17 protein-coding genes are annotated in these 24846 nt (G+C 56.1%); 14 read left to right on the top strand and 3 right to left on the bottom strand.

Annotated elements, in window-relative coordinates; translation table 11 throughout:
• The first annotated feature begins 112 nt into the window (after window positions 1-112).
• Both aas and lplT read left to right on the top strand, forming a co-directional pair.
• Complete coding sequence (gene aas, locus ACQG0S_RS17595) at window positions 113-2272, top strand: bifunctional acyl-ACP--phospholipid O-acyltransferase/long-chain-fatty-acid--ACP ligase (protein WP_048965689.1); 2160 nt, start codon at window positions 113-115, stop codon at window positions 2270-2272.
• Window positions 2265-3458 (top strand): lysophospholipid transporter LplT, encoded by a 1194-nt coding sequence (gene lplT, locus ACQG0S_RS17590; RefSeq protein ID WP_022649240.1) that lies wholly within the window; start codon window positions 2265-2267, stop codon window positions 3456-3458. Before aas ends, lplT begins: the two co-directional genes overlap by 8 nt.
• Before the next feature lie 105 nt (window positions 3459-3563).
• Here lplT and ACQG0S_RS17585 read toward each other — a convergent pair whose 3' ends face one another.
• The 3 genes from ACQG0S_RS17585 to mutH form a co-directional block, all read right to left on the bottom strand.
• Window positions 3564-4604 carry an NADP(H)-dependent aldo-keto reductase gene (locus tag ACQG0S_RS17585; protein ID WP_048965688.1) on the bottom strand — a complete coding sequence of 347 codons (1041 nt, stop codon included), beginning with the start codon at window positions 4602-4604 and terminating at the stop codon, window positions 3564-3566.
• Window positions 4605-4736: 132 nt separating this feature from the next.
• Window positions 4737-4955: a YgdI/YgdR family lipoprotein gene (locus ACQG0S_RS17580; RefSeq protein WP_003862794.1), complete on the bottom strand. Its 219-nt coding sequence runs from the start codon at window positions 4953-4955 to the stop codon at window positions 4737-4739.
• A gap of 128 nt (window positions 4956-5083) precedes the next feature.
• The gene (gene mutH, locus ACQG0S_RS17575; protein ID WP_022649239.1) at window positions 5084-5776 is read right to left on the bottom strand and encodes a DNA mismatch repair endonuclease MutH; all 693 of its coding nucleotides are present in this window, start codon (window positions 5774-5776) and stop codon (window positions 5084-5086) included.
• Window positions 5777-6460: 684 nt separating this feature from the next.
• On the opposite strand from mutH, the gene rppH reads away from it, so the two are divergent.
• The 12 genes from rppH (at window position 6461) to recD (ending at window position 24823) form a co-directional block, all read left to right on the top strand.
• Window positions 6461-6991, top strand: coding sequence for an RNA pyrophosphohydrolase (rppH, locus tag ACQG0S_RS17570; protein WP_032622373.1), 531 nt, complete (start codon window positions 6461-6463; stop codon window positions 6989-6991).
• A gap of 12 nt (window positions 6992-7003) precedes the next feature.
• Entirely contained in the window at window positions 7004-9250 is a 2247-nt protein-coding gene (gene ptsP, locus ACQG0S_RS17565) for a phosphoenolpyruvate--protein phosphotransferase (protein WP_023306854.1), read from the top strand.
• Between the two features lie 228 nt (window positions 9251-9478).
• Window positions 9479-10354, top strand: coding sequence for a prolipoprotein diacylglyceryl transferase (gene lgt / locus ACQG0S_RS17560; RefSeq protein ID WP_022649236.1), 876 nt, complete (start codon window positions 9479-9481; stop codon window positions 10352-10354).
• 6 nt (window positions 10355-10360) lie between these two features.
• Complete coding sequence (gene thyA / locus ACQG0S_RS17555) at window positions 10361-11155, top strand: thymidylate synthase (RefSeq protein WP_006811817.1); 795 nt, start codon at window positions 10361-10363, stop codon at window positions 11153-11155.
• Between the two features lie 184 nt (window positions 11156-11339).
• The gene (locus ACQG0S_RS17550) at window positions 11340-11804 is read left to right on the top strand and encodes a prepilin peptidase-dependent protein (protein ID WP_023298512.1); all 465 of its coding nucleotides are present in this window, start codon (window positions 11340-11342) and stop codon (window positions 11802-11804) included.
• Window positions 11795-12355, top strand: coding sequence for a prepilin peptidase-dependent protein (locus ACQG0S_RS17545; RefSeq protein WP_048965687.1), 561 nt, complete (start codon window positions 11795-11797; stop codon window positions 12353-12355). Before ACQG0S_RS17550 ends, ACQG0S_RS17545 begins: the two co-directional genes overlap by 10 nt.
• Window positions 12352-12750 carry a DUF2509 family protein gene (locus tag ACQG0S_RS17540; RefSeq protein ID WP_048965686.1) on the top strand — a complete coding sequence of 133 codons (399 nt, stop codon included), beginning with the start codon at window positions 12352-12354 and terminating at the stop codon, window positions 12748-12750. The genes ACQG0S_RS17545 and ACQG0S_RS17540 overlap by 4 nt, the downstream gene beginning before the upstream one ends.
• Window positions 12735-13058, top strand: a complete 324-nt coding sequence (locus tag ACQG0S_RS17535; RefSeq protein ID WP_048965685.1) for a prepilin-type N-terminal cleavage/methylation domain-containing protein — start codon at window positions 12735-12737, stop codon at window positions 13056-13058. Before ACQG0S_RS17540 ends, ACQG0S_RS17535 begins: the two co-directional genes overlap by 16 nt.
• A gap of 12 nt (window positions 13059-13070) precedes the next feature.
• The gene (recC, locus tag ACQG0S_RS17530; protein WP_048965684.1) at window positions 13071-16445 is read left to right on the top strand and encodes an exodeoxyribonuclease V subunit gamma; all 3375 of its coding nucleotides are present in this window, start codon (window positions 13071-13073) and stop codon (window positions 16443-16445) included.
• A 139-nt stretch (window positions 16446-16584) separates the two neighbouring features.
• Window positions 16585-19467 carry a pitrilysin gene (ptrA, locus tag ACQG0S_RS17525; RefSeq protein WP_048965683.1) on the top strand — a complete coding sequence of 961 codons (2883 nt, stop codon included), beginning with the start codon at window positions 16585-16587 and terminating at the stop codon, window positions 19465-19467.
• Window positions 19464-23006, top strand: coding sequence for an exodeoxyribonuclease V subunit beta (gene recB, locus ACQG0S_RS17520; RefSeq protein WP_022649229.1), 3543 nt, complete (start codon window positions 19464-19466; stop codon window positions 23004-23006). Before ptrA ends, recB begins: the two co-directional genes overlap by 4 nt.
• Window positions 23003-24823, top strand: coding sequence for an exodeoxyribonuclease V subunit alpha (recD, locus tag ACQG0S_RS17515; RefSeq protein ID WP_048965682.1), 1821 nt, complete (start codon window positions 23003-23005; stop codon window positions 24821-24823). The genes recB and recD overlap by 4 nt, the downstream gene beginning before the upstream one ends.
• The last annotated feature ends 23 nt before the right edge of the window (window positions 24824-24846 follow it).

Raw genomic sequence — 24846 nt, 5'->3', positions numbered from 1 at the left:
CGCGGATGCGCAGGTTTTTTTTCGCCTCTGTTTTTGCTATCGCTCCCTCACTACTTCTCGTGTAATCTGCCACCATTTATACCTTTCACACTGGCTGGCAAAGGGAGTTGAAATGCTTTTTGGGTTCTTCCGCACACTGTTTCGTGTCCTGTTTCGCATTCGCGTGACTGGCGATACGCAGGCACTCTATGGCGAGCGTGTTCTTATCACACCGAATCACGTCTCTTTTCTTGATGGCGTATTGCTGGCGCTGTTTTTGCCCGTGCGGCCCGTCTTCGCAGTGTACAGCTCCATCAGTGAAAAATGGTACATGCGCTGGCTCAGGCCGCTGATTGATTTTGTCCCGCTCGACCCTACCAAACCGATGATGATTAAACATCTGGTGCGTCTGATTGGGCAGGGGCGTCCGGTGGTTATCTTCCCGGAAGGGCGGATTTCAGTGACGGGCTCCCTGATGAAAATTTACGACGGCGCCGGTTTTGTCGCGGCGAAGTCTCAGGCCACCGTCGTGCCGCTACGCATCGACGGGGCTGAGCTGACCTTTTTCAGCCGTCTGAAAGGGCTGGTGAAGCAGCGTCTGTTCCCGAAAATTACGCTGCATATATTACCGCCGACGTCACTGCCGATGCCCGAGGCGCCGCGCGCGCGTGACCGCCGTAAAATCGCCGGGGAAATGCTGCACCAGATTATGATGGAAGCGCGCATGGCCGTACGCCCGCGCGAAACGCTGTATGAATCGTTGCTGTCGGCGCAGTATCGCTACGGTGCGAAGAAAAACTGCATCGAAGACATCAACTTTACGCCGGATACCTACCGTAAGCTGTTGACCAAAACGCTGTTTGTCGGGCGTATCCTGGAAAAGTACAGCAAACAGGGCGAAAAGATCGGCCTGATGCTGCCAAACGCGGGTATCAGCGCGGCGGTGATCTTTGGTGCCGTCTCCCGGGGCCGCATTCCGGCGATGATGAACTACACGGCGGGTGTGAAAGGGCTCTCCAGTGCGATTACCGCAGCACAAATCAACACCATCTTTACCTCCCGCCAGTTCCTGGATAAAGGCAAGCTGTGGCACCTGCCGGAACAGCTGACGCAGGTGCGCTGGGTGTTCCTGGAAGATCTGAAAGCAGACGTCACGACCGCCGACAAGCTGTGGATTTTCGCGCACCTGCTGATGCCGCGTCTGGCGCAGGTTAAGCAGCAGCCGGAGGATGATGCCATTATCCTCTTTACCTCCGGCTCTGAAGGCAACCCGAAAGGTGTGGTTCATAGCCACAAAAGCATTCTGGCAAACGTCGAACAGATTAAAACCATCGCTGACTTTACCGCCAACGATCGCTTTATGTCGGCGCTGCCGCTGTTCCACTCATTTGGTTTGACCGTGGGTCTCTTTACGCCGCTGCTGACCGGTGCCGAGGTGTTCTTCTACCCAAGCCCGCTGCACTACCGCATTGTGCCGGAGCTGGTTTATGACCGTAACTGCACGGTGCTGTTCGGGACGTCCACCTTCCTCGGAAACTACGCGCGCTTCGCCAACCCGTATGATTTCTTCCGCGTGCGCTACGTGGTGGCGGGGGCGGAAAAACTCCAGGACAGTACGCGCCAGATCTGGCAGGACAAGTTTGGCCTGCGGATTCTGGAAGGCTATGGCGTGACGGAGTGCGCGCCGGTGGTCTCCATCAACGTTCCGATGGCGTCAAAACCGGGAACGGTTGGCCGCATTCTGCCGGGGCTGGACGCGCGTCTGCTGGCGGTACCGGGTATTGAAGACGGCGGACGTCTTCAGCTGAAAGGGCCGAACGTCATGAACGGCTATCTGCGTGTGGAAAACCCGGGCGTGCTTGAGGCACCGACGGCCGAGAACGTCAATGGCGAGGTTGAAACGGGCTGGTACGACACGGGCGATATCGTGCGCTTCGACAATCAGGGCTTCGTGCAGATCCAGGGACGTGCAAAACGCTTCGCCAAGATCGCCGGGGAAATGATCTCTCTTGAAATGGTCGAGACGCTGGCGACCGCAGTCTCGGCGGAGAAAATGCATGCGACCGTGGTGAAAAGTGATGCCAGTAAAGGCGAGGCGCTGGTGCTCTTTACTACTGACGGTGAACTGAAGCGTGATGCGCTTCTCAGGTATGCGCGCGAACATGGTATCCCCGAGCTGGCGGTCCCCCGCGATATTCGTTACCTCAAACAGTTACCGGTGCTGGGCAGCGGTAAACCCGATTTTGTGACCCTGAAGGGCATGGTTGAAGAGGCGGAACAGCATAATGCGTGAGTCAGTACACACTAACACTTCAATCTGGTCGAAAGGCATGATGGCGGTTATCGCCGCCCAGTTTCTTTCCGCGTTCGGCGATAACGCGTTGCTGTTTGCTACGCTGGCGTTGCTGAAAGCTGAGTTTTATCCCGACTGGAGCCAGCCGATCCTACAGATGGTGTTTGTGGGTGCTTACATTGTATTTGCGCCGTTTGTTGGCCAGGTGGCGGACAGCTTCCCCAAAGGTCGGGTCATGATGTTTGCCAACAGCCTTAAGCTTCTGGGCGCGGCAAGCATCTGCTTTGGTATCAACCCGTTTGTTGGCTACACGCTGGTAGGCATTGGCGCGGCAGCTTACTCCCCGGCGAAGTACGGCATTCTGGGTGAGCTCACCACCGGCGATAAGCTGGTGAAGGCCAACGGCCTGATGGAGTCCTCCACCATTGCGGCTATTCTCCTGGGTTCGGTGGCGGGAGGTGTACTGGCAGACTGGCATGTACTCGCCGCGCTTGGCATCTGCGCACTGATGTACGGTGGCGCGGTGATCGCCAACCTGTTTATCCCCAAACTGGCCGTGGCGCGTCCGGGACAATCCTGGCGCTTCGGGCCAATGACCGGCAGCTTCTTTAACGCCTGCCGCGTACTGTGGCGTAACGGTGAAACACGCTTCTCGCTGATGGGCACCAGCATGTTCTGGGGGGCCGGCGTTACGCTGCGTTTCCTGCTGGTGCTGTGGGTGCCGGTGGCGCTGGGTATAACAGACAACGCCACGCCGACCTACCTGAATGCCATGGTTGCCGTCGGGATTGTGGTCGGGGCCGGGGCTGCGGCAAAACTGGTGACGCTCGAAACCGTTGCGCGCTGCATGCCCGCGGGGATCCTGATCGGCGTCGGCGTTCTGTTCTTCTCCCTGCAACATGCCATATTGCCAGCCTATGCCCTGTTGTTACTGATCGGCGTATTAGGCGGTTTCTTTGTGGTACCGCTCAACGCGCTTTTGCAGGAGCGCGGCAAGCAGACCGTCGGGGCTGGCAACGCCATTGCGGTGCAAAACCTTGGCGAAAACATGGCGATGCTGCTGATGCTGGGGATTTACTCGCTGGCGGTAAAAGCAGGTGCGCCGGTTGTGGCAATCGGGGTGGGGTTTGGCGCACTGTTTGCGCTGGCGATTACCGGGCTGTGGGTCTGGCAGCGTCGGCGGTGATATCTTTGCCGGGTGGCGGCTCCGCCTGACCCGGCCTACGTTTCGTGATGTTGGCGGATTTTGTAGGCCCGGTAAGGCAACGCCGCCACCGGGCAAATCGTCAACTTAAGGTGCCGGGTAAGTATAAACCTGATGCACCGCTTCAATCTCCGCTAAGACCTCTTCACTCAGGTCCAGGTGGAAACTCTCAATATTGGTTTTCAACTGATCCATTGTCGTTGCGCCGAGCAGGGTACTTGCCACAAACGGCTGACGACGCACGAAGGCCAGCGCCATCTGCGCCGGATCGAGTCCGTGACGCTTCGCGATATCCACATAGGCCGCCACGGCTTTTTGTGTCTGCTCGCCGCTATAGCGGGTGAAGCGGCTGAAAAGCGTATTACGCGCGCCAGCCGGTTTCGCGCCGTTCAGGTATTTGCCCGTCAGGGTTCCGAAGCCCAGGCAAGAGTAGGCTAGCAGCTCCACCTCTTCGTACTGCGTCACTTCCGCGAGACCCACTTCATAACTGCGGTTCAGCAGGCTGTACGGATTCTGGATGGTCACGATCCGCGGCAGGTCGTGTTTATCGGCCAGATGCAGATAGCGCATTACGCCAAACGCCGTCTCGTTGGAAACGCCGATGTAGCGGATCTTACCCGCGCGCTGGCATTCCGTAAGCGCCTCCAGTGTTTCCAGCAGGGTGACGGCCGGAGCACTCTCGTTCCAGGTGTAGCCAAGCTTACCGAAGCAGTTCGTCGGACGCTGCGGCCAGTGCACCTGATAAAGATCGAGATAGTCGGTTTGCAGGCGCTTGAGGCTGGCATCCAGCGCAGCACGGATATTCTTGCGATCGAGGAGCTGGTTAGGGCGGATCCCGGCATCGTTATTACGGGAAGGGCCGCTAACCTTAGAAGCGATGACCAGCTTTTCGCGATTGCCGCGTTTCGCCAGCCAGTTGCCGACATACGTTTCGGTAAGACCTTGAGTTTCCGGGCGGGGAGGAACTGGGTACATCTCCGCCACGTCAATCAGGTTAATGCCCTGGCTGACGGCGTAATCGAGTTGTGCATGGGCATCGGCTTCGCTGTTTTGTTCACCAAATGTCATGGTGCCTAACCCCAGCTGGCTGATCTCCAGAGCGCTATGGGGGATACGGTGATAATGCATAGCCGGTTTCCTTTTTTAGACATACAGACCGCGTCAGGAACCTCCCGACAAAGGAATATAAACATGGCAGAGGGAAGGCAAAAGGGGAAGGAAAAAATCAAAAAGGCCAGCAAGCTACTGACCTTTATCTGTTTAACGCTCGATGATCTGGGAGACTTCGTCGCGATTAATTTGCATTTGATTGCCTTCGCGATCGCGGTAACTCACCAGACCGGTATCGTCGTCGACTTCGGGTTTGCCATCGGTCAGGATCATACGACCATCTTTCGTTGACATGACATAGTCGCTGCTACAACCCGATACCGCAAACGCTAAACCGACTGCTGAGATAATTACTGCCCATTTTTTCATCGTTCTCATCCTCACCTGGCTCGTATCAAATCATAGTGTAGTAATAACCTGATATTACGACAGGTGAAAGGGGGGAAATCTTAAAAAGGAGGAGATTATGTTAGCCGGAGCGCAAAATTGGTAAAAAACTATGTTTTCAACAGGAAGTGTCGTGCCAGCAGTGCACCGGTGAAATTCTTTTTAAGATAGAAGCCGCGCGGCAGCGTCAGGATCGGTTCGCCCTGTGCACCTACCGCTTCAGTGAGCGCTTTGCTGTTGGCGGCTTTGGGACGGAGTTGCAGCACTTCGCCATGCCGGGCGGTGATCTGCTCAACCTGTCCCAGCACAATCATGTCCATCAGCTCTTCCCAGTCCTGGGAAAGCTGTCTTTCTTCTTCTTCATCCGGGCTCCAGAGCAGCGGGGCGCCAACGCGACGCTCTGCCAGCGGGATCTGCCTGTCACCCTCAACGGGTACCCACAACACCCGCTTCAGCTTATGCCTGACGTGGCTGGTTTCCCATGTCACTCCGCTATTACCCGTTAGCGGCGCAACGCAGACAAAGGTAGTTTCCAGTGGCCGCCCCAGGCTATCAATGGGGATCGTCTTCAGTTCCACCCCCAGCGCCGCAAAATCTTGCTCGGGTTTACTGCCCGCGCTTGCGCCCAGCCAACGTTCAAGCAACACGCCGATCCAGCCTTTATCGCGCTTCAGATCGTTGGGTATCGTCAACCCCGCCATCACGGCCAGCTCGCCCAGTGCATAGCCTGCCAAACGTTGTGCCTGCTGGAGTAACTGGGCTTCACTGACGGGAGGTGAGAGCAGTGGGGCGAGAGAATGCATGCTGACAACCTTTTGGTTAAAAAATGAACTGATATTTTATCCCTTGTGGATAGAGTTTACTTTTTTCTGAGTATATATTCCATGTGGATGATTTATATTATGTTTTTTAGGAATGTATCCCGTCGCGCCATGGCTAAAAAACAGGTTGTGCAATTCTGGTCACTGACAATAAACAGGATCTTACACCATGTTATCCACAGAAAAATGGGATAACTGCGAATAACCGCCACTACTGTTTCAATTTACAGCCTTGACGTGCGATGAAAATCGAATTTTCACACAAATTGTGCCTAACTTATTGGCACAATCTGTGGATAAAACCGACGCTGTTCGATCTTTCATCACCAGGAAGATCTTTGATGTGACGATCGTCACGTTAATCGCCTTTGATACCCTAAATTTACGTTTAACTAGATGAATTTAAATAATTTATTTTAAGTGATGAAAATTGCCGATTCGCCGGGCCACAAGGTTGTTCATCGGTAATTCCATACTTCTTCACAACTATATCCACAGAAAAGGTGAATAAAAATGGTCTCAGTCGCCCTCATCTGTTTATAACTCCTCACAAAATTGTGAGTTATTCAAATGTTATTAGGTTGCAGGCCTGTAAGAGAGTGGTTTACCGCCTCCCTGTAGTGTGAAACAATCATTCATATATCAGATTTAGTTTGGGGTAGTCCGGTGATTGATGACGATGGCTACCGCCCAAACGTAGGAATAGTAATTTGTAATCGTCAGGGCCAGGTGATGTGGGCCCGGCGATATGGTCAGCACTCCTGGCAGTTCCCGCAAGGCGGGATCAATCCTGGAGAGTCCCCAGAACAAGCGATGTACCGGGAGCTGTTTGAAGAGGTTGGTTTAAGCCGAAAAGATGTTCGCATCCTGGCTTCGACCCGCAACTGGTTGCGTTACAAGTTACCGAAACGTTTGGTGCGTTGGGACACAAAGCCGGTTTGTATCGGCCAGAAACAGAAGTGGTTTCTTTTGCAGTTGGTGGGCAACGATTCAGATATCAATATGCAAACCAGCAGCACGCCAGAGTTTGATGGCTGGCGCTGGGTAAGCTACTGGTATCCGGTTCGTCAGGTCGTGTCATTCAAGCGCGATGTATACCGTAGGGTGATGAAAGAGTTCGCAAGTGTCGTGATGCAGCTTCAGGAGACGACTCCGAAGCCACAGAGCGCACCTGCCTGGCGACGTAAAAGAGGTTAAGCTACGCAAATCATGCTCACCCGCTTGCGAGAAATAGTTGAAAAGGTCGCCAGTGCGCCTCGCCTCAACGAGGCGCTGAATATTCTGGTGACGGACATCTGTCTTGCGATGGAAACCGAGGTCTGTTCGGTCTACCTGGCCGACCATGACCGACGTTGCTACTACCTTATGGCAACCCGCGGATTAAAAAAACCACGGGGACGTACCGTCACGCTCGCGTTTGATGAAGGTATTGTTGGCCTGGTCGGGCGACTGGCGGAGCCAATCAACCTTGCCGATGCGCAAAAACACCCCAGCTTCAAATATATCCCTTCCGTCAAAGAAGAGCGTTTCCGCGCGTTTCTTGGCGTACCGATTATTCAGCGCCGCCAGCTGCTTGGCGTGCTTGTTGTTCAGCAGCGCGAGCTGCGCCAGTACGATGAAAGCGAGGAGTCCTTCCTCGTTACGCTGGCAACGCAGATGGCGGCGATCCTCTCTCAGTCCCAACTGACAGCTCTTTTTGGTCAGTATCGTCATACGCGTATTCGCGCGCTTCCGGCCTCGCCGGGGGTCGCTATTGCCGAAGGCTGGATGGATGCCACGCTCCCGCTGATGGAGCAGGTCTACGAAGCCTCTACGCTGGATGAGGCGCTTGAGCGCGAACGGCTCACCGCTGCGCTGGAAGAGGCGGCGAATGAGTTTCGTCGCTACAGCAAACGCTTTGCCGCTGGCGCGCAAAAAGAGACGGCGGCCATTTTCGATCTCTACTCACACCTGCTTTCCGATGCGCGTTTGCGTCGTGAGTTATTTGCCGAGGTCGATAAGGGGTCGGTGGCAGAGTGGGCGGTTAAAAAGGTCATTGAAAAATTTGCCGAGCAGTTTGCGGTACTGACTGACGGCTATCTGAAAGAGCGCGCCGGCGATTTACGCGCGCTTGGGCAACGTCTGCTGTTCCACCTCGATGATACTATTCAGGGGGCGAATGCCTGGCCGAACCGGTTTGTGCTGGTGGCCGATGAACTCTCGGCGACGACGCTGGCGGAATTACCGCAGGACAGGCTGGCGGGCGTGGTGGTGCGCGATGGCGCAGCTAACTCTCATGCCGCCATTATGGTGCGTGCGCTCGGTATTCCGACCGTGATGGGGGCGGATATTCAGCCCTCCGTACTGCATCGCCGTACGCTGGTGGTGGACGGATATCGCGGTGAGTTGCTGGTGGATCCTGAGCCGGTTCTTCTTCAGGAGTACCAGCGTCTTATCAGCGAAGAGAATGAATTAAGCAAGCTGGCGGAAGATGACGTCAACCTGCCCGCACAGCTCAAGAGCGGTGAGCGGGTAAAGGTGATGCTCAACGCGGGATTAAGCCCCGAGCATGAAGAGAAGCTCGGCAGCCGCATCGATGGCATTGGTCTCTACCGCACCGAAATACCGTTCATGCTGCAAAGCGGCTTCCCGTCAGAAGAGGAGCAGGTTGCGCAGTATCAGGGCATGTTGCAGATGTTTAACGACAAACCCGTCACGTTGCGCACCCTCGACGTCGGCGCGGATAAGCAACTGCCCTATATGCCCATCAGTGAAGAGAATCCCTGCCTCGGCTGGCGTGGGATCCGCATTACCCTCGATCAGCCGGAAATTTTCCTTATCCAGGTTCGTGCGATGCTGCGTGCCAACGCGGCCACGGGGAATCTCAGCATTTTGCTGCCGATGGTCACCAGTATTGACGAGATCGACGAAGCGCGGCGGTTGATTGAACGTGCAGGGCGCGAAGTGGAAGAGATGATCGGCTACGCGATCCCTAAACCCCGTATTGGCGTGATGCTGGAAGTGCCTTCGATGGTCTTTATGTTACCGCAGCTGGCAACCCGCGTTGATTTTATCTCCGTTGGCACCAACGACTTAACGCAATACATTCTGGCGGTCGATCGCAACAATACCCGCGTGGCCAGTATCTACGACAGCCTGCATCCGGCGATGCTTCGTGCCCTGGCGATGATCGCCCGCGAAGCCGAGCAGCATAATATCGACCTGCGCCTGTGCGGTGAAATGGCCGGCGATCCGATGTGCGTGGCGATCCTGATTGGCCTCGGTTTCCGTCACCTGTCAATGAACGGACGTTCCGTTGCGCGCGTGAAATACCTGTTACGTCACATCGAACAAGATGAGGCGCATGAGCTGGCCGCGCGTAGCCTGGAAGCACAGCTGGCAGCCGAAGTGCGCCATCAGGTGGCGGCGTTTATGGAGCGACGCGGCATGGGCGGTTTGATCCGCGGCGGCCGCTGATCCCCACAAAATAATGACTGCTCGGACGACCCCCTCTCCCTTGAGGAAGAGGAATGGGGTGAGGGGGAACAGCGCGCATAAAACCCTATACACATCTTTTACATCTCAGGCGCATCCTCCGCGCCTGCCTTATGCTATGATTCGCAACTTTGGAGCACCTGCCAACGGCGGGAATGCAATTCAGCCGCTGTCCACTTTCAGCGGAATAACAACATCTTGTGGTGACAGATGAACAGTGGTTATCTGCATTTTCCGGAATTCGATCCGGTTATTTTCTCAATAGGACCTGTAGCGCTTCACTGGTACGGACTGATGTACCTGGTGGGCTTCGTCTTTGCCATGTGGCTTGCTGGTCGTCGCGCCAGTCGTCCGGGCAGCGGCTGGACGAAGAACGAAGTGGAAAACCTGCTTTATGCTGGCTTTCTTGGCGTATTCCTGGGCGGGCGCATCGGCTATGTCCTGTTCTACAACTTCCCGGTATTCCTGAACGACCCGCTCTATCTGTTCCGCGTCTGGGACGGCGGCATGTCCTTCCACGGCGGACTGATTGGTGTGATCCTCGTGATGGTGATCTTCGCCAAACGCACCAAACGTAACTTCTTCCAGGTGGCTGATTTTATTGCGCCATTAATCCCGTTTGGGCTGGGTGCAGGGCGTCTGGGCAACTTCATCAACGGTGAACTCTGGGGGCGTGTCGATCCGAGCGTGCCGTTTACCATGCTGTTCCCGGGCTCCCGCGCAGAGGATATCGCGCTGCTGCCTTCGCATCCTGAGTGGCAGTCCATTTTCGATACCTACGGCGTTCTGCCGCGTCATATGTCTCAGCTTTATGAGCTGGCGCTGGAAGGTGTGGTGCTGTTTATCATCCTGAATCTGTATATCCGCAAACCGCGCCCAATGGGGGCAGTCTCTGGTCTGTTCCTGATTGGCTACGGCGCGTTTCGTATCATCGTCGAGTTCTTCCGCCAGCCGGATGCACAGTTTACCGGCGAGTGGGTACAGTACATCAGCATGGGGCAGATCCTCTCCATTCCGATGATTGTCGCGGGTGCCATTATGATGATTTGGGCGTATCGTCGTCGTCCACAGCAACAACTTTCCTGAGGAATCATGAAACAGTATCTTGAATTGATGAAAAAAGTGCTCGACGAGGGCACGCCGAAAAACGACCGCACCGGCACCGGTACGCTCTCCATTTTTGGCCACCAGATGCGCTTCAATCTGCAAGAAGGCTTCCCTCTGGTGACGACGAAGCGCTGCCATCTGCGCTCGATCATTCATGAACTGCTCTGGTTCCTGCAAGGCGATACCAACGTTGCTTATCTCCATGAAAACAATGTCTCCATCTGGGACGAGTGGGCAGATGAGAACGGCGACCTGGGGCCGGTTTACGGCAAGCAATGGCGCGCGTGGCCTACCCCGGACGGCCGCCATATCGACCAGATCACGACCGTCATGAACCAGCTGAAAAATGACCCGGACTCGCGCCGTATCATTGTTTCTGCCTGGAACGTGGGTGAACTGGATAAAATGGCGCTGGCGCCTTGCCACGCGTTTTTCCAGTTCTACGTGGCGGACGGCAAACTCTCCTGCCAGCTGTATCAACGCTCCTGCGACGTGTTCCTCGGCCTGCCGTTTAACATCGCCAGCTACGCGCTGTTAGTGCACATGATGGCGCAGCAGTGCGATCTTGAAGTGGGCGATTTTGTCTGGACGGGCGGTGATACCCACCTCTACAGCAATCATATGGAACAGACGCATCTCCAGCTGACGCGCGAACCGCGTGCATTGCCGAAGCTTGTGATCAAACGCAAACCGGACTCGATCTTCGATTACCGTTTTGATGACTTCGAGATTGAAGGCTACGACCCGCATCCTGGCATCAAAGCCCCTGTCGCCATCTGATACGGCGAATCCTGACACAACCGGTGCTCTTTAGCGCCGGTTTTTTTTCGCGCTCGTTTTGTTCTTCGAGCCTGTTTCCAGAGACGATGTAACGCGTTGCAACGGGTGAAAATCTCCGGAAAGCGGCTCGTAATGTTCTGGTTTAACGCTCGCGCCTTTTCTGCCATTCCGCCACACTTCCGCCATGAAAAACGAACATGGCTTTACGCTTATCGAAACCCTTTTCGCCATCTCGCTGGTTGTGATCCTCAGCGCGACGGGTCTTTATGGCTGGGACAGCTGGCAACAGCGGCAGCGGCTCTGGCAGACAGCCTGTCAGGTGCGGGATTACCTGGCGTTCTTACGAAACGACGCAAATCGTCACAACAGCGAGCACAGGATCGCGCTTCATGCTGACGGGAATCAGGCCTGCCTTGTCAGCGCTGTGGTCCCGGGCTGCGACAGCGGCGGCCCGTTCGTGATGAAACCGTTATGGCCGGAGGTCACGCTGAGCGACGTAACGCCTGCGCTGGGATTTTACGGCTTAAGGGATACCGCATGGGCCGGACATATTCGCGTGCAGAGCCGCGCCGGTGCGTGGTGGGTTATTGTCTCAAACGGCGGACGTATCAGGCTGTGTAATGCCGCAGGAGAAAGTCTATGCCAGTAAAACAAAAAGGGTTTTCCCTGCTGGAGGTCCTGATTGCGATGACGATAAGCAGTATTCTGTTACTCAGCACGTCACGTTTTTTACCGGGGCTACAGCGGGGTGTTTTACTGCAATCCGGGCAACGGGAGCTGGAAGATGAGGTGTGGCAACGCCTGCTTGCGATGGGTAAACAGCTCCAGCGAGCAGGATACTGTGCAGGGCATTGTCAGGGGCAAGGGTTAATTATCGGCAGGCAAGGACGATGTGCAATTGTGCAGTGGGATGCAAACAGCAACGGCCAGTGGGATAGCACCGCGTCAGAAAATGACAGCACGGGATTCCGGCTTGAGTCCGGAACGCTCGAAACGCTGCGGGGCGCGACATCCTGTGAAGGTAAGGGATGGGATAAGCTCACCGACCCGGATCGGGTCCTGATAGAGCAGTTTATGGTCACTAAAACCGATCGTGCTGGTTTTGCACCGGTAATCAATGTCGAGCTGCGTGCCCGCCGCAAAGGTGAACTGACCGCACCCTTTTCGGCTCGCCACACCGTAACGGGGTTTAATCTGTGAATCGTCAGCGGGGCATGTCATCGCTGGCGCTGGTCCTGCTATTGCTGGTGCTCGGCACGCTGATCCTCACCGGATTAAACCAGCAGTTGCAAACCTTTAGTACGTTGGTGAATGGCGAGAGTTTGTCTGTTCGCCAGCAGGCTGCCTTGCAATCTGCACTGGAGTGGGGACGCGTTCAGGACTGGGCTTTACGGCCAGAGGTTCAGTGCAAGCAGACACAAGGTCTGCGGGTCTGTGTAAGGCTGTTTGGGGAGCGTGTTTTGCTTATTGCCGGAAATGACGATCTGTTGCTATGGCGAGGCGGGGATATCGCGGAAGGACAGATACGCTTTTCTGCTCACGGCTGGAGCGACTTCTGCCCCCTTAAGGAAAGTGCGCTATGTCAGTTACCCTGAGCAGACAAAAAGGATTTAGCATGGTTGAGGTTTTGCTGGCAATGATGTTGCTGGTTGTAGTTGTGACGGCGTTATCCGGATATCATCGCGCGCTGGCAGCCCGGTATGCGGCGCTTAGCCAGTATCGCCAGCTATGGCATCATGCGTGGAATCAGTCGCAGATCTCAACATTAACGCTCCCGCCGGGCTGGCAGGTCAGTCGGGGGCAGACAACACAGTCCGGATGTGTCAGCATCACGGTCACACTTATTTCTCCTCTGGGGCGGCAGGACGCGTTGACGCGTCTGCATTGCCCGGTTAGCCGCTAGTCGGGAGCGTTTATGCTAAGGGTTTACCACTCAAATCGTCTGGATGTGCTGGAAGCACTGATGGAGTATATCGTTGAGCAAGAGCGTCTTGACGATCCGTTTGAGCCAGAAATGGTGCTGGTGCAGAGCACCGGTATGGCGCAGTGGCTACAAATGTCCCTTTCGCAGAAGTTTGGCATTGCGGCGAATATCGATTTTCCGCTGCCCGCGAGCTTTATCTGGGAGATGTTTGTACGCGTCCTGCCGGATATTCCTGAGCAGAGTGCCTTCAACAAACAAAGCATGGCCTGGAAACTGATGACGCTGCTGCCGGACATGCTGGCGCATGATGAGTTCGCCATGCTGCGCCACTATCTGAATGACGACACCGACAAGCGCAAACTTTTTCAGCTGGCCTCACGCACTGCTGACCTCTATGACCAGTATCTGGTTTACCGCGCAGAATGGCTGATTCGCTGGGAAGCGGGAGAATTAGTCGATGGGTTACCGGAAGCGCAAATCTGGCAGGCGCCGCTCTGGAAAGCGCTGGTCGAGCATACCGGGCAGCTCGGTCAGCCTAAATGGCACCGTGCTAACTTGTACGATCGCTTTATCTCAACACTCGAGAACGCTGCAGAACGGCCAGCCCGTTTGCCGTCACGCGTGTTCATTTGCGGTATCTCCGCGCTGCCGCCTGTCTACCTGAACGCGCTAAAAGCGCTCGGTAAGCACACTGATATCCATATCCTCTTTACCAACCCATGTCGGCACTATTGGGGAGATATTCAGGATCCGCGCTGGCTTTCACGGCTGGTCACCCGCCAGCGTAAACGCCTATTTGAGGAACGCGCCGTGCCGCTGTTTAAAGACAGTGAAAACGCGGCGCAGCTTTTCGATGAAGAGGGGATTCAGAACCTGCCGAACCCGCTACTTGCCTCGTGGGGCAAGCTGGGGCGCGACTATATTTATCTGCTTTCAGATATCACCTCCTCGGGAGAGGGGGACGTGGACGCGTTTGCGGATATTACGCCGGACAGCCTGCTGCACAATATTCAGCTTGATATTCTGGATTTAGAAAACCGTGCCGTGGCCGGGATCACTGCCGAGGAGTTTGCGCGAAGCGATAAGAAGCGAAAACTGGATCCTGACGATCGCAGTATCGCGATCCACGTTTGCCACAGCCCACAGCGTGAAGTTGAAATTCTTCATGACCGCCTGTTGGCCATGTTGCAGGACGACCCAACCCTGACACCCCGCGATATCGTGGTGATGGTGGCGGATATCGACAGCTACAGCCCGTTTATTCAGGCTGTATTTGGCAGCGCAACGGGCGACCGCTATCTTCCCTACGCGATCTCTGACCGCCGTGCTCGTCAGTCACACCCGGCGCTACAGGCCTTTATCAGCCTGCTTTCGCTGCCTGATAGCCGGTTTATCTCTGAGGATGTGCTGGCATTACTGGATGTGCCTGTTCTGGCCGCACGCTTCAGCATTAACGAAGAGGGCTTGCGCTACCTGCGCCAGTGGGTCAACGAATCCGGCGTCCGCTGGGGAATCGACGATGATAACGTCCAGGAGTTTGAGCTGCCCGCGACTGGCCAGCATACCTGGCAGTTTGGCCTGACGCGTATGCTGCTGGGGTATGCGATGGAGAGCATCCACGGCGAATGGAATGACGTGCTGCCGTACGATGAGTCCAGTGGGTTAATTGCGGAACTGGTTGGTCACTTAGCCTCGCTGCTGATGCAGCTCAACCGCTGGCGCCGTGCATTGATGCAGCCCCGTCCACTCGAAGAGTGGCTGCCGATTTGCCGCGAAATGCTAAATGACTTCTTCCTGCCGGACAGCGAAACGGAAGCCGCCATGGCGCTTATCGAGAAGCAGTGGCAGGCCATCGTTGATGAGGGGGTTAATTCGCACTATCACGAGGCGGTTCCCCTTTCGCTTCTGCGTGATGAGCTGACGCAACGTCTCGATCAGGAGCGCATCAGCCAGCGCTTCCTTGCTGGGCCGGTGAATATCTGCACCCTGATGCCGATGCGTTCAATCCCGTTCAAAGTAGTCTGTCTGCTTGGCATGAACGACGGTATTTATCCACGTGCGCTGCCACCCCTGGGCTTTGATCTCATGAGCGCACAGCCGAAGCGGGGCGACCGCAGCCGCCGCGATGATGACCGTTATCTCTTCCTTGAGGCGCTGATGTCTGCGCAAAGCAGGCTTTATATCAGCTATATCGGCCGTTCAATTCAGGACAACAGCGAGCGTTTCCCGTCCGTGCTGGTGCAGGAGCTGGTGGACTACATCGGGCAGAGTCACTATCTGCCGGGCGATGAGGCCTGTAACTGCGACGAAAGCGAACGTCGGGTGAAAGCGCATATTACCTGTCACCATAGCCGTATGCCGTTTGATCCTGTCAATTACGTTCCTGATGAACTGCAAAGCTACGCCCGCGAGTGGCTTCCCGCTGCGAAGAACGCGGGCACACCGCAAACCGATTTCATTCAGGCGCTCGAACCGCGCGCCATAGACACCCTTACGTTTGAGCAGCTGCAGCGCTTTTGGGCCCATCCGGTTCGGGCTTTTTTCCAGCAACGCTTGCAGGTGAACTTCCGCTCGGAAGAGAGCGAAATCCCTGATGCGGAACCGTTTATTCTTGATGGACTGGAGCGTTTTAAGCTTAATTCCCAGCTTTTGAATGCGCTGGTTGACGAAGAAGACGCCAGTAAACTGTTCCGACGTTACAGGGCGTCGGGATTACTGCCGTATGGTGCGTTCGGCGAAATCGTCTGGGATGCCCAGTGTGAGGAGATGCAAGCGCTTGCTGACCGGGTTATCGCGTGTCGGCAACCGGCGAGCAGCATTGAAATTGATCTCGATTGTAACGGTATGCACCTCAGCGGCTGGCTCACGCACGTGCAGTCTGACGGGCTGCTACGCTGGCGCCCATCTATGCTCAGCGTTTCACATGGCCTGCAACTCTGGCTCGAACATCTTGTCTACAGTGCGAGTGGTCACGAAGGCGAAAGCCGGTTGTTTGTACGTAAGGACGGCGAGTGGCGCTTCCCGCCGATGGAGCCTGAGAAGGCGTTGACGTATCTGTCGCTTTATATTGAAGGTTATCGTCAGGGCATGAACAAGCCTTTGCTTTTGCTGCCTGAAAGTGGGGGGGCATGGATAAAAGCCTGTTACGACGCGCAGAATGATGCCATGTTAACGGATGGGGCTTCGCTCCAGAAAGCGCGCAGCAAGTTTTTGCAGGCCTACGAAGGGAACATGATGGTACGTGGCGAGGGCGACGATGTCTGGTATCAACGTTTATGGCGAACGCTGGAGCCAGAATATTTCGACATTATCACGGAAGAGGCGCAACGCTACCTGTTACCGTTGTTCAAATTTAAGCAGTCCTGAGTGTTGTATAAAAATTGCACAGCACGGGGTGTTCATTTATGATGCACCTCTTATCACGGACTGATGTACCCAAAGAAAGAGATGCTGGCGTGTCCAGCACGCACGTTGTTAATGATGTAGCCGTGATAAAGAGGTCGTAATGCCAGGCAGCACCTTGTTCAAAGCATTTGTTTTGTTTATCGCCCTTTGGGCTCCCGTCACTCAGGCCGATTCCGGTTGGCAACCTGTCCAGGAAACAATCCGTAAGAGCGATAAGGACACCCGTCAGTATCAGGCGATTCGTCTTGATAACGGGATGACCGTGCTGCTGGTTTCCGATCCTCAGGCGGTTAAATCGCTCTCCGCACTGGTTGTGCCGGTCGGATCGCTGGAAGATCCTGATGACCATCCGGGACTGGCGCACTACCTTGAGCACATGACGCTGATGGGGTCTAAAAAATACCCACAGCCTGACAGCCTGTCCGAATTTCTGAAAATGCATGGCGGCAGCCACAACGCCAGCACTGCGCCGTATCGTACCGCGTTTTACCTGGAAGTGGAAAATGATGCGCTTGACGGGGCGGTGGACCGTCTGGCGGATGCCATCGCCGCACCGCTGCTGGATAAAAAATATGCTGACCGGGAACGCAACGCCGTAAACGCCGAACTTACGATGGCGCGCACGCGAGACGGTATGCGCATGGCGCAGGTTAGCGCTGAAACCATCAATCCGGCGCATCCGGGTTCGCGCTTCTCAGGCGGCAACCTTGAAACGCTGAGCGACAAGCCGGGTAGCCCGGTGCTCGATGCGCTGCATGCGTTTCGTGAAAAATACTATTCCGCCAATCTGATGAAAGCGGTTATTTACAGCAATAAACCGTTGCCGACGCTGGCAAACATGGCTGCGCAGACCTATGGCAGGGTGCCAAATAAAAATATCGATCTGCCGCAGATTAACGTGCCGGTTGTCACGGACGCGCAAAAAGGCATTGTTATTCACTATGTGCCGGCCTTGCCGCGCAAGGTGTTACGCGTTGAATTCCGTATTGATAACAACACGGCGCAGTTCCGCAGCAAAACCGACGAGCTGGTGACTTATCTTATCGGTAACCGCAGCCCGGGTACGCTCTCCGACTGGCTGCAAAAGCAGGGGCTGGTGGAAGGTATTCGCGCTGACTCCGATCCCGTCGTAAACGGGAATAGCGGCGTGCTGGCCATCTCCGCGACGCTGACCGATAAAGGGCTGGCTCACCGTGACGACGTCGTTGCGGCCATTTTCAGTTACCTCTCTCTGCTGCGCGACGAAGGCGTCGATAAACGCTACTTCGACGAGCTGGCGCACGTGCTGGATCTCGATTTCCGCTATCCCTCTATTACGCGTGATATGGACTACGTCGAGTGGCTGGCAGATACCATGATCCGCGTGCCGGTGGAACATACGCTGGATGCGGTAAATATTGCCGATCAGTATGACGCCGGGGCGCTCAAAGCGCGTCTGGCGATGATGACTCCGCAGAATGCCCGCGTCTGGTATATCAGCCCGAACGAACCGCATAACAAAATGGCCTACTTCGTTGATGCCCCGTATCAGGTTGAAAAAATCAGCGAACAGACCTTCGCGGGCTGGCAGAAAAAGGCGGGGGAAATTGCGCTGAAGTTACCGGAGCTTAACCCCTACATCCCGGACGATTTCTCGCTGATCAAACCCGCAAAGGCCTATCCGCATCCGGAGCTGATTGTTGATGAGCCGACGCTGCGCGTGGTCTACACCCCAAGCCGCTATTTCGGCGACGAGCCAAAAGCGGATGTCAGCGTAGTGCTGCGTAATCCTAAAGCAATGGACAGCGCCAGAAACCAGGTGCTGTTTGCGCTTAACGATTATCTGGCCGGTATTGCCCTCGATCAGCTCAGCAACCAGGCTGCCGTTGGCGGTATCAGTTTCTCCACCAATGCCAATAACGGCCTGATGGTGAATGCCAACGGCTATACCCAGCGTTTGCCGCAGCTGTTCCAGGCGCTGCTGGACGGTTATCTCAGCTATACGCCTACGGAAGAACAGCTCGAGCAGGCTAAGTCCTGGTATGCCCAGATGATGGATTCTGCCGAGAAGGGTAAAGCCTACGATCAGGCGATTATGCCAGCACAGATGTTGTCCCAAATTCCTTATTTCCAGCGCGAAGATCGCCGCGCGTTATTGCCCTCAGTCACCTTAAAAGAGGTGCTGGCTTACCGTGATTCGCTGAAAACCAATACTCGTCCGGAGTTCCTGGTTGTAGGGAACATGAGCGAAGATCAGGCTAAAACGCTGGCACAAAACGTGCGTACGCAACTGGGTTCAAAAGGCGATGAGTGGTGCCGTAACCAGGATGTGCTGGTAGAGAAAAAGCAGAATGCGATCTTCGAAAAAGCGGGAAGCAGCACGGATTCCGCGCTGGCCGCGGTGTTTGTCCCTGTCGGATATGACGAATTTACCAGCTCTGCCCAGAGTGCGGTGCTCGGTCAAATTATTCAGCCGTGGTTTTACAACCAGCTGCGCACCGAAGAGCAGCTGGGTTATGCGGTATTCGCTTTCTCGATGAATGTGGGCCGTCAGTGGGGGTTGGGCTTCCTTCTGCAAAGCAGCGACAAGCAACCCGCTTACCTGTGGCAACGTTATCAGGCATTCTTCCCGCAGGCGGAAGCAAAACTGCGCGCCATGAAGCCGGAAGAGTTTGCCCAGATCCAGCAGGCGGTTATCGCTCAGGTGATGCAACCGCCGCAGACGCTGGGTGAAGAGGCCTCGCAGCTGAGCAAAGATTTTGATCGCGGTAATATGAAATTTGATTCGCGTGATAAAATAGTGGCCGAAATAAAACAGCTGACGCCACAAAAAGTTGCCGATTTCTTCCATCAGGCGGTAGTAAAACCGCAGGGTATGGCCATCCTGTCTCAGGTTTCTGGCAGCCAGAACGGGAAAACGGACTACGTAAAATCAAAAGAGTGGACCGTCTGGAAGAGCGTCAGCGCGCTGCAACAAACTATGCCCTGGAGTAAGAAAGAATGACCCATACCGCTGAGCCGCTTGATCCCCTAAGTTTACCTCTACAGGGTGAGCGACTGATTGAAGCCTCAGCGGGAACGGGAAAAACCTATACCATCGCCGCGCTCTATCTGCGTCTGCTGTTGGGGCTCGGCGGCAACGCCGCTTTTTCGCGCCCGTTAAGCGTGGAAGAGCTGCTGGTGGTAACCTTCACCGAAGCGGCCACTGCCGAGCTGCGTGGCCGTATTCGCAGCAACATTCATGAGCTGCGCATCGCCTGTCTGCGTCAGACGACGGATAACCCCCTCTATGCGAGCCTGCTGGACGAGATTGCGGATAAGCAACAGGCTGCGCAATGGCTGCTGCTGGCCGAACGGCAAATGGATGAAGCGTCCGTCTTCACCATTCACGGTTTTTGTCAGCGCATGCTGAGCCTGAATGCGTTTGAATCCGGCATGCTCTTTGAGCAGCAGCTTATTGAAGATGAATCCGAGCTTCGCTATCAGGCCTGTGCGGATTTCTGGCGTCGTCACTGTTATCCGTTGCAGCGCGACATTGCTGAAGCGGTTCACGCCCTGTGGAAAGGTCCGGAAGAGCTTCTTCGCGCCATCGACCGTTACCTGCAAGGCGAAGCGCCGGTCATTAAATCTCCTCCGCCTGCCGATGAAACGCTGGCCTCGCGCCATGAAAAGATCGTCGCCAAAATTACCGCGCTTAAGCAGAAGTGGAATGAGTCGGTTGGTGAAATTGATGCAATCATCGAAAACTCAGGCATCGACAGACGCAAGTTCAACCGTGGGAACCAGGGGAAGTGGATCGAAAAGATCAGCGCCTGGGCCCAGGAGGAGACGCGGGGTTACCAGCTTCCGGACGCACTGGAAAAATTTTCGCAGCGCTTTTTGACCGAGCGAACCAAAGCCGACGGTATTGTGCCTGAGCATCCCCTGTTTGTGGCGATTGAAGCGCTGCTTGCGGAGCCATTAACGCTCAATGACCTGATGATCACCCGCGCCATGACGGAGATCCGCCAGGCCGTCGCGCGCGAAAAACGTCGCCGGGGCGAGCTGGGGTTTGATGACATGCTGAGCCGCCTGGACGAAGCCCTGTCCAGCGAGAATGGTGAAGCGCTCGCCAGCGCGATCCGTACCCGTTTTCCGGTGGCGATGATTGACGAATTTCAGGACACCGACCCCCAGCAGTACCGCATTTTTCGCCGCATCTGGCGACAGCAGCCCGACACTGCCCTGCTGCTGATAGGCGACCCTAAACAGGCCATTTACGCCTTCCGTGGGGCAGATATCTTCACCTATATGAAAGCCCGTAGTGAGGTGGTCGCGCATTACACGTTAGATACCAACTGGCGCTCCGCTCCGGGGATGGTTGAGAGCGTCAATGCGCTGTTCAGCCGTATGGAGACGGCGTTTATGTTCAATGAAATCCCTTTCCTGCCGGTGAAATCCGCCCCAAAAAACGCATCCCTGCGCTTCGAAGTCAGCGGTGCGGTACAACCCGCCATGACCTTCTGGCTGCTTGAGGGGGAAGGCTATGGCGTTGCCGATTATCAGGCGGCGATGGCCCAGCACTGCGCCGCGCAAATCCGTGACTGGCTAAGCGCAGGCGCGCGCGGCGAGGCACTACTGTGGAAGGGGGAACAGGCATATCCTGTAAAGGCCTCTGATATTACCGTGCTGGTGCGCAGTCGTCAGGAAGCGGCGTTAATCCGCGATGCGCTAACGTTGCTGGATATTCCGTCAGTGTATCTCTCTAACCGCGACAGCGTGTTCGACACGCTGGAAGCCCAGGAAATGCTCTGGTTGCTTCAGGCGGTGCTGGCGCCGGAGCGCGAAAATACGCTTCGAAGCGCGCTGGCCAGTTCTATGCTGGGGTTGAACGCACGGGATATTGATGAACTCAACCATGACGAAAACGCATGGGATGCGGTGGTAGAAGAGTTTGTCCATTACCGTGAACGCTGGCAAAAGCGCGGCGTCATGGCGATGCTGCGCGAGCTGATGACACGGCGTCAGATTGCCGAAAATATGCTGGCGACATCCGGCGGTGAAAGGCGTCTGACCGATATTTTACACATCAGCGAACTGTTACAGGAAGCGGGTACCCAGCTTGAAAGTGAACATGCCCTTGTGCGTTGGCTGGCGCAGCAAATCGCGGATCCAAACAGTAACTCTTCAAGCCAGCAGATGCGTCTTGAGAGCGATAAGCATCTGGTGCAAATCGTCACCATTCACAAATCCAAAGGTCTCGAATATCCGCTGGTCTGGCTGCCTTTCATCGCGAACTACCGGGTTCAGGATCAGGCCTTTTACCATGACCGCGAGACTTTCGATGCGGTGCTCGATCTCAGCAAGGCGGAGACCAGCGTTGAACTGGCAGAAGCGGAGCGTCTGGCGGAGGATTTGCGCCTGCTTTACGTGGCGCTGACCCGTTCTGTCTGGCATTGCAGCCTGGGCGTCGCCCCGGTTTTCCGCCGTCGCGGGGAGAAAACAGGGGAAAGCGATTTCCATTTAAGCGCGTTAGGGCGGCTTATTCAGCGTGGCGAGCCGAAAGATGCGGCGGGGTTGCGCCTCTGCATTGAGTCGCTCTGCGGTGACGATATCGCGCTGCATATCCCGTCTCTGCCAGACAATAGCCGCTGGCAAATGGCGCAAGAGCCCGCGACCGATCTTAATGCGCGCCAGATCACGCGGGTGCTTGCCGACGACTGGCGCGTCACCAGCTATTCTGGCCTGCAACAGCACGGGCAAAGTATTGCGCTGGATCTCATGCCGAAGCTGGACGTGGATGCCGCAGGGGTGGGTGATATTCCGGTTGAACCGACGTTAACTCCGCATCAGTTCCCACGCGGCGCATCGCCGGGCACCTTTTTGCACAGCCTCTTTGAAGAGCTTGATTTTACTCAGCCTGTCAGTGAGGAGTGGGTGCTGAAGATGCTACAGAGCGGGGGCTATGACGCGCACTGGCAGCCCGTTCTCACTGACTGGATCAACGCCATTTTGCAGGCGCCGCTGACTGAGCAGGGCTTCGCTCTTCGTCAGCTAACTGCCAGAAATAAGCAGGTGGAGATGGAGTTTTATCTGCCTGTCGCAGGCCCGCTTAAGGCCGACGCGCTCGATGCGCTTATCCGTCAGTACGATCCGCTCTCAGCCGGTTGCCCGCCGCTGAACTTCCGTCAAGTGCAGGGCATGCTGAAAGGCTTTATCGACCTGGTCTTCCGTCACGAAGGACGGTACTACCTGCTGGATTACAAATCGAACTGGCTGGGCGAGAACAGCGAAGCCTATACCCAGCAGGCGATGGCGGCAGCCATGCAAATGCATCGCTACGATCTGCAATATCAGCTCTACACGCTAGCGCTGCACCGCTATTTGCGCCACCGTATTGCGGATTACCGCTACGACGATCATTTTGGTGGCGTCATCTACCTCTTCTTGCGCGGGGTCGACGCTGCCGATCCGCGCTCCGGGATCTTCAGCACCCGTCCGGATGCGGAATTGATTAATAAAATGGATAACCTGTTTGCAGCAAACACGGAGGAGATGGCATGACGATGCAGGACTTATTGCTGGAAGCGGTAGAGCAACGCGTGCTGCGTCAGCTGGACGTGCAGTTTGCCATGATGATTGCCGCTGACCAGCCCGCCGTGATGCTTGCCGCTGCCCTTTTGAGTAAAGACGCCGGAGAGGGGCATGTGTGTCTGCCGCTCTCGCGTCTGGTTGTTGACGAGAAAATGCCGCCTGTCCTCCAGTCCTGCTTTGCGCTGCTGGGGGAGAGGGTGGACTGGCAGAAAATTTTGCGCGAATCGTCGGCCGTCGGGCCGGGAGAAAACCAGGCGCCGCTGATCCTGACGGGGGAGCGCTTATATCTGAACCGTCTGTGGCGAAACGAACTGACGGTAGCGCGTTTCTTTAGTGAGACCAACGCGCCGCTTCCCTGCGACGAAGCGCAGCTTCGCCAGACGCTGGACAGGCTGTTTGACTCCGGTGAGCCTACAGACTGGCAGAAAGTGGCGGCGGCCGTCGCCCTGACGCGGCGGATTTCGGTGATTTCAGGTGGCCCGGGGACCGGGAAAACCACGACCGTCGCAAAGCTGCTGGCAGCCCTGATCCAGCTATCAGGCGAGCAGCGATGTCGTATTCGTCTGGCGGCGCCCACCGGGAAGGCTGCGGCGCGACTGACCGAATCACTGGGCGGTGCGATGCAACAGCTGCCGCTCACTCAGGAGCAGCTTGCGCTTTTCCCGGGTGAAGCGAGTACCCTGCACCGTCTGCTCGGCGCGCAGCCGGGTAGCCAGCGGCTGCGCTACCATGCGGGTAATCCGCTGCATCTGGACGTGCTGGTGGTGGATGAAGCCTCCATGATTGACCTGACCATGATGTCGCGCCTGATCGATGCTCTGCCGCCGCATGCGCGCGTGGTTTTCCTGGGCGATCGCGACCAGCTCGCCTCCGTGGAAGCCGGGGCGGTACTGGGGGATATCTGTACCTACGCCAGCTACGGTTATACCGCCGCGCGGGCGCAGGAGCTTGCCCGCCTGACCGGCTGCTCGCTTGAACCCGATCACTCGCCGGTCGCAGGCGCACTGCGTGACAGCCTGTGCCTGCTGCAAAAAAGCTACCGTTTCGGTAGCGACTCCGGCATCGGCCAGCTGGCTGCGGCGGTCAACCGTGGCGATCGGCATGCCACGCGCACGGTGTTTGACGGCTCTTTCACTGACATTGAAAAGAAATCGCTGCAAAGCGGGGAAGAGTATCAGGCTATGCTTGAGGAGGCTCTCCAGGGATACCAGCGTTTTCTGAGCTGCGTGCAGCAGCGCAGTCAGCCCGGGCAGGTCATTGCCGCATTTGGCGAATACCAGCTTCTGTGCGCATTGCGGGAAGGGCCGTTCGGCGTTGCGGGCCTGAACGACAGGCTGGAGCAGCTGCTTGTGCAGAAACGCAAAATTAACCGTCAGCAGCATTCGCGATGGTATGAAGGCCGGCCAGTGATGATCTCCCGCAACGACAGTACGCTGGGGCTGTTCAACGGGGATATCGGTATTGCGCTCGATCGCGGTAACGGTTTGCGCGTCTGGTTTCAGCTGCCGGACGGCAGCGTGAAGCCCGTCCAGCCCAGCCGTCTGCCAGAGCATGAAACGGCATGGGCGATGACGGTACACAAGTCTCAGGGCTCAGAGTTCAACCATGCGGCGCTGATCCTGCCGACTCAGCTTTCGCCGGTCGTAACCCGTGAGTTGGTCTACACCGCCGTTACCCGTGCGCGCCAGCGTCTGTCGCTGTATGCGGATGAGCGCGTGCTGGGTCAGGCGATTGCCACTCGCACCGAGCGCAGAAGCGGATTAAGCGCGATTTTTGAATCTGTCTGAGTAATCACCCTCTCCGACAGGAG

Source organism: Enterobacter cloacae complex sp. 418I7, from assembly GCF_050030705.1.
GTDB lineage: Bacteria > Pseudomonadota > Gammaproteobacteria > Enterobacterales > Enterobacteriaceae > Enterobacter > Enterobacter intestinihominis.
This window is presented reverse-complemented; position numbering and strand designations above follow the sequence as displayed.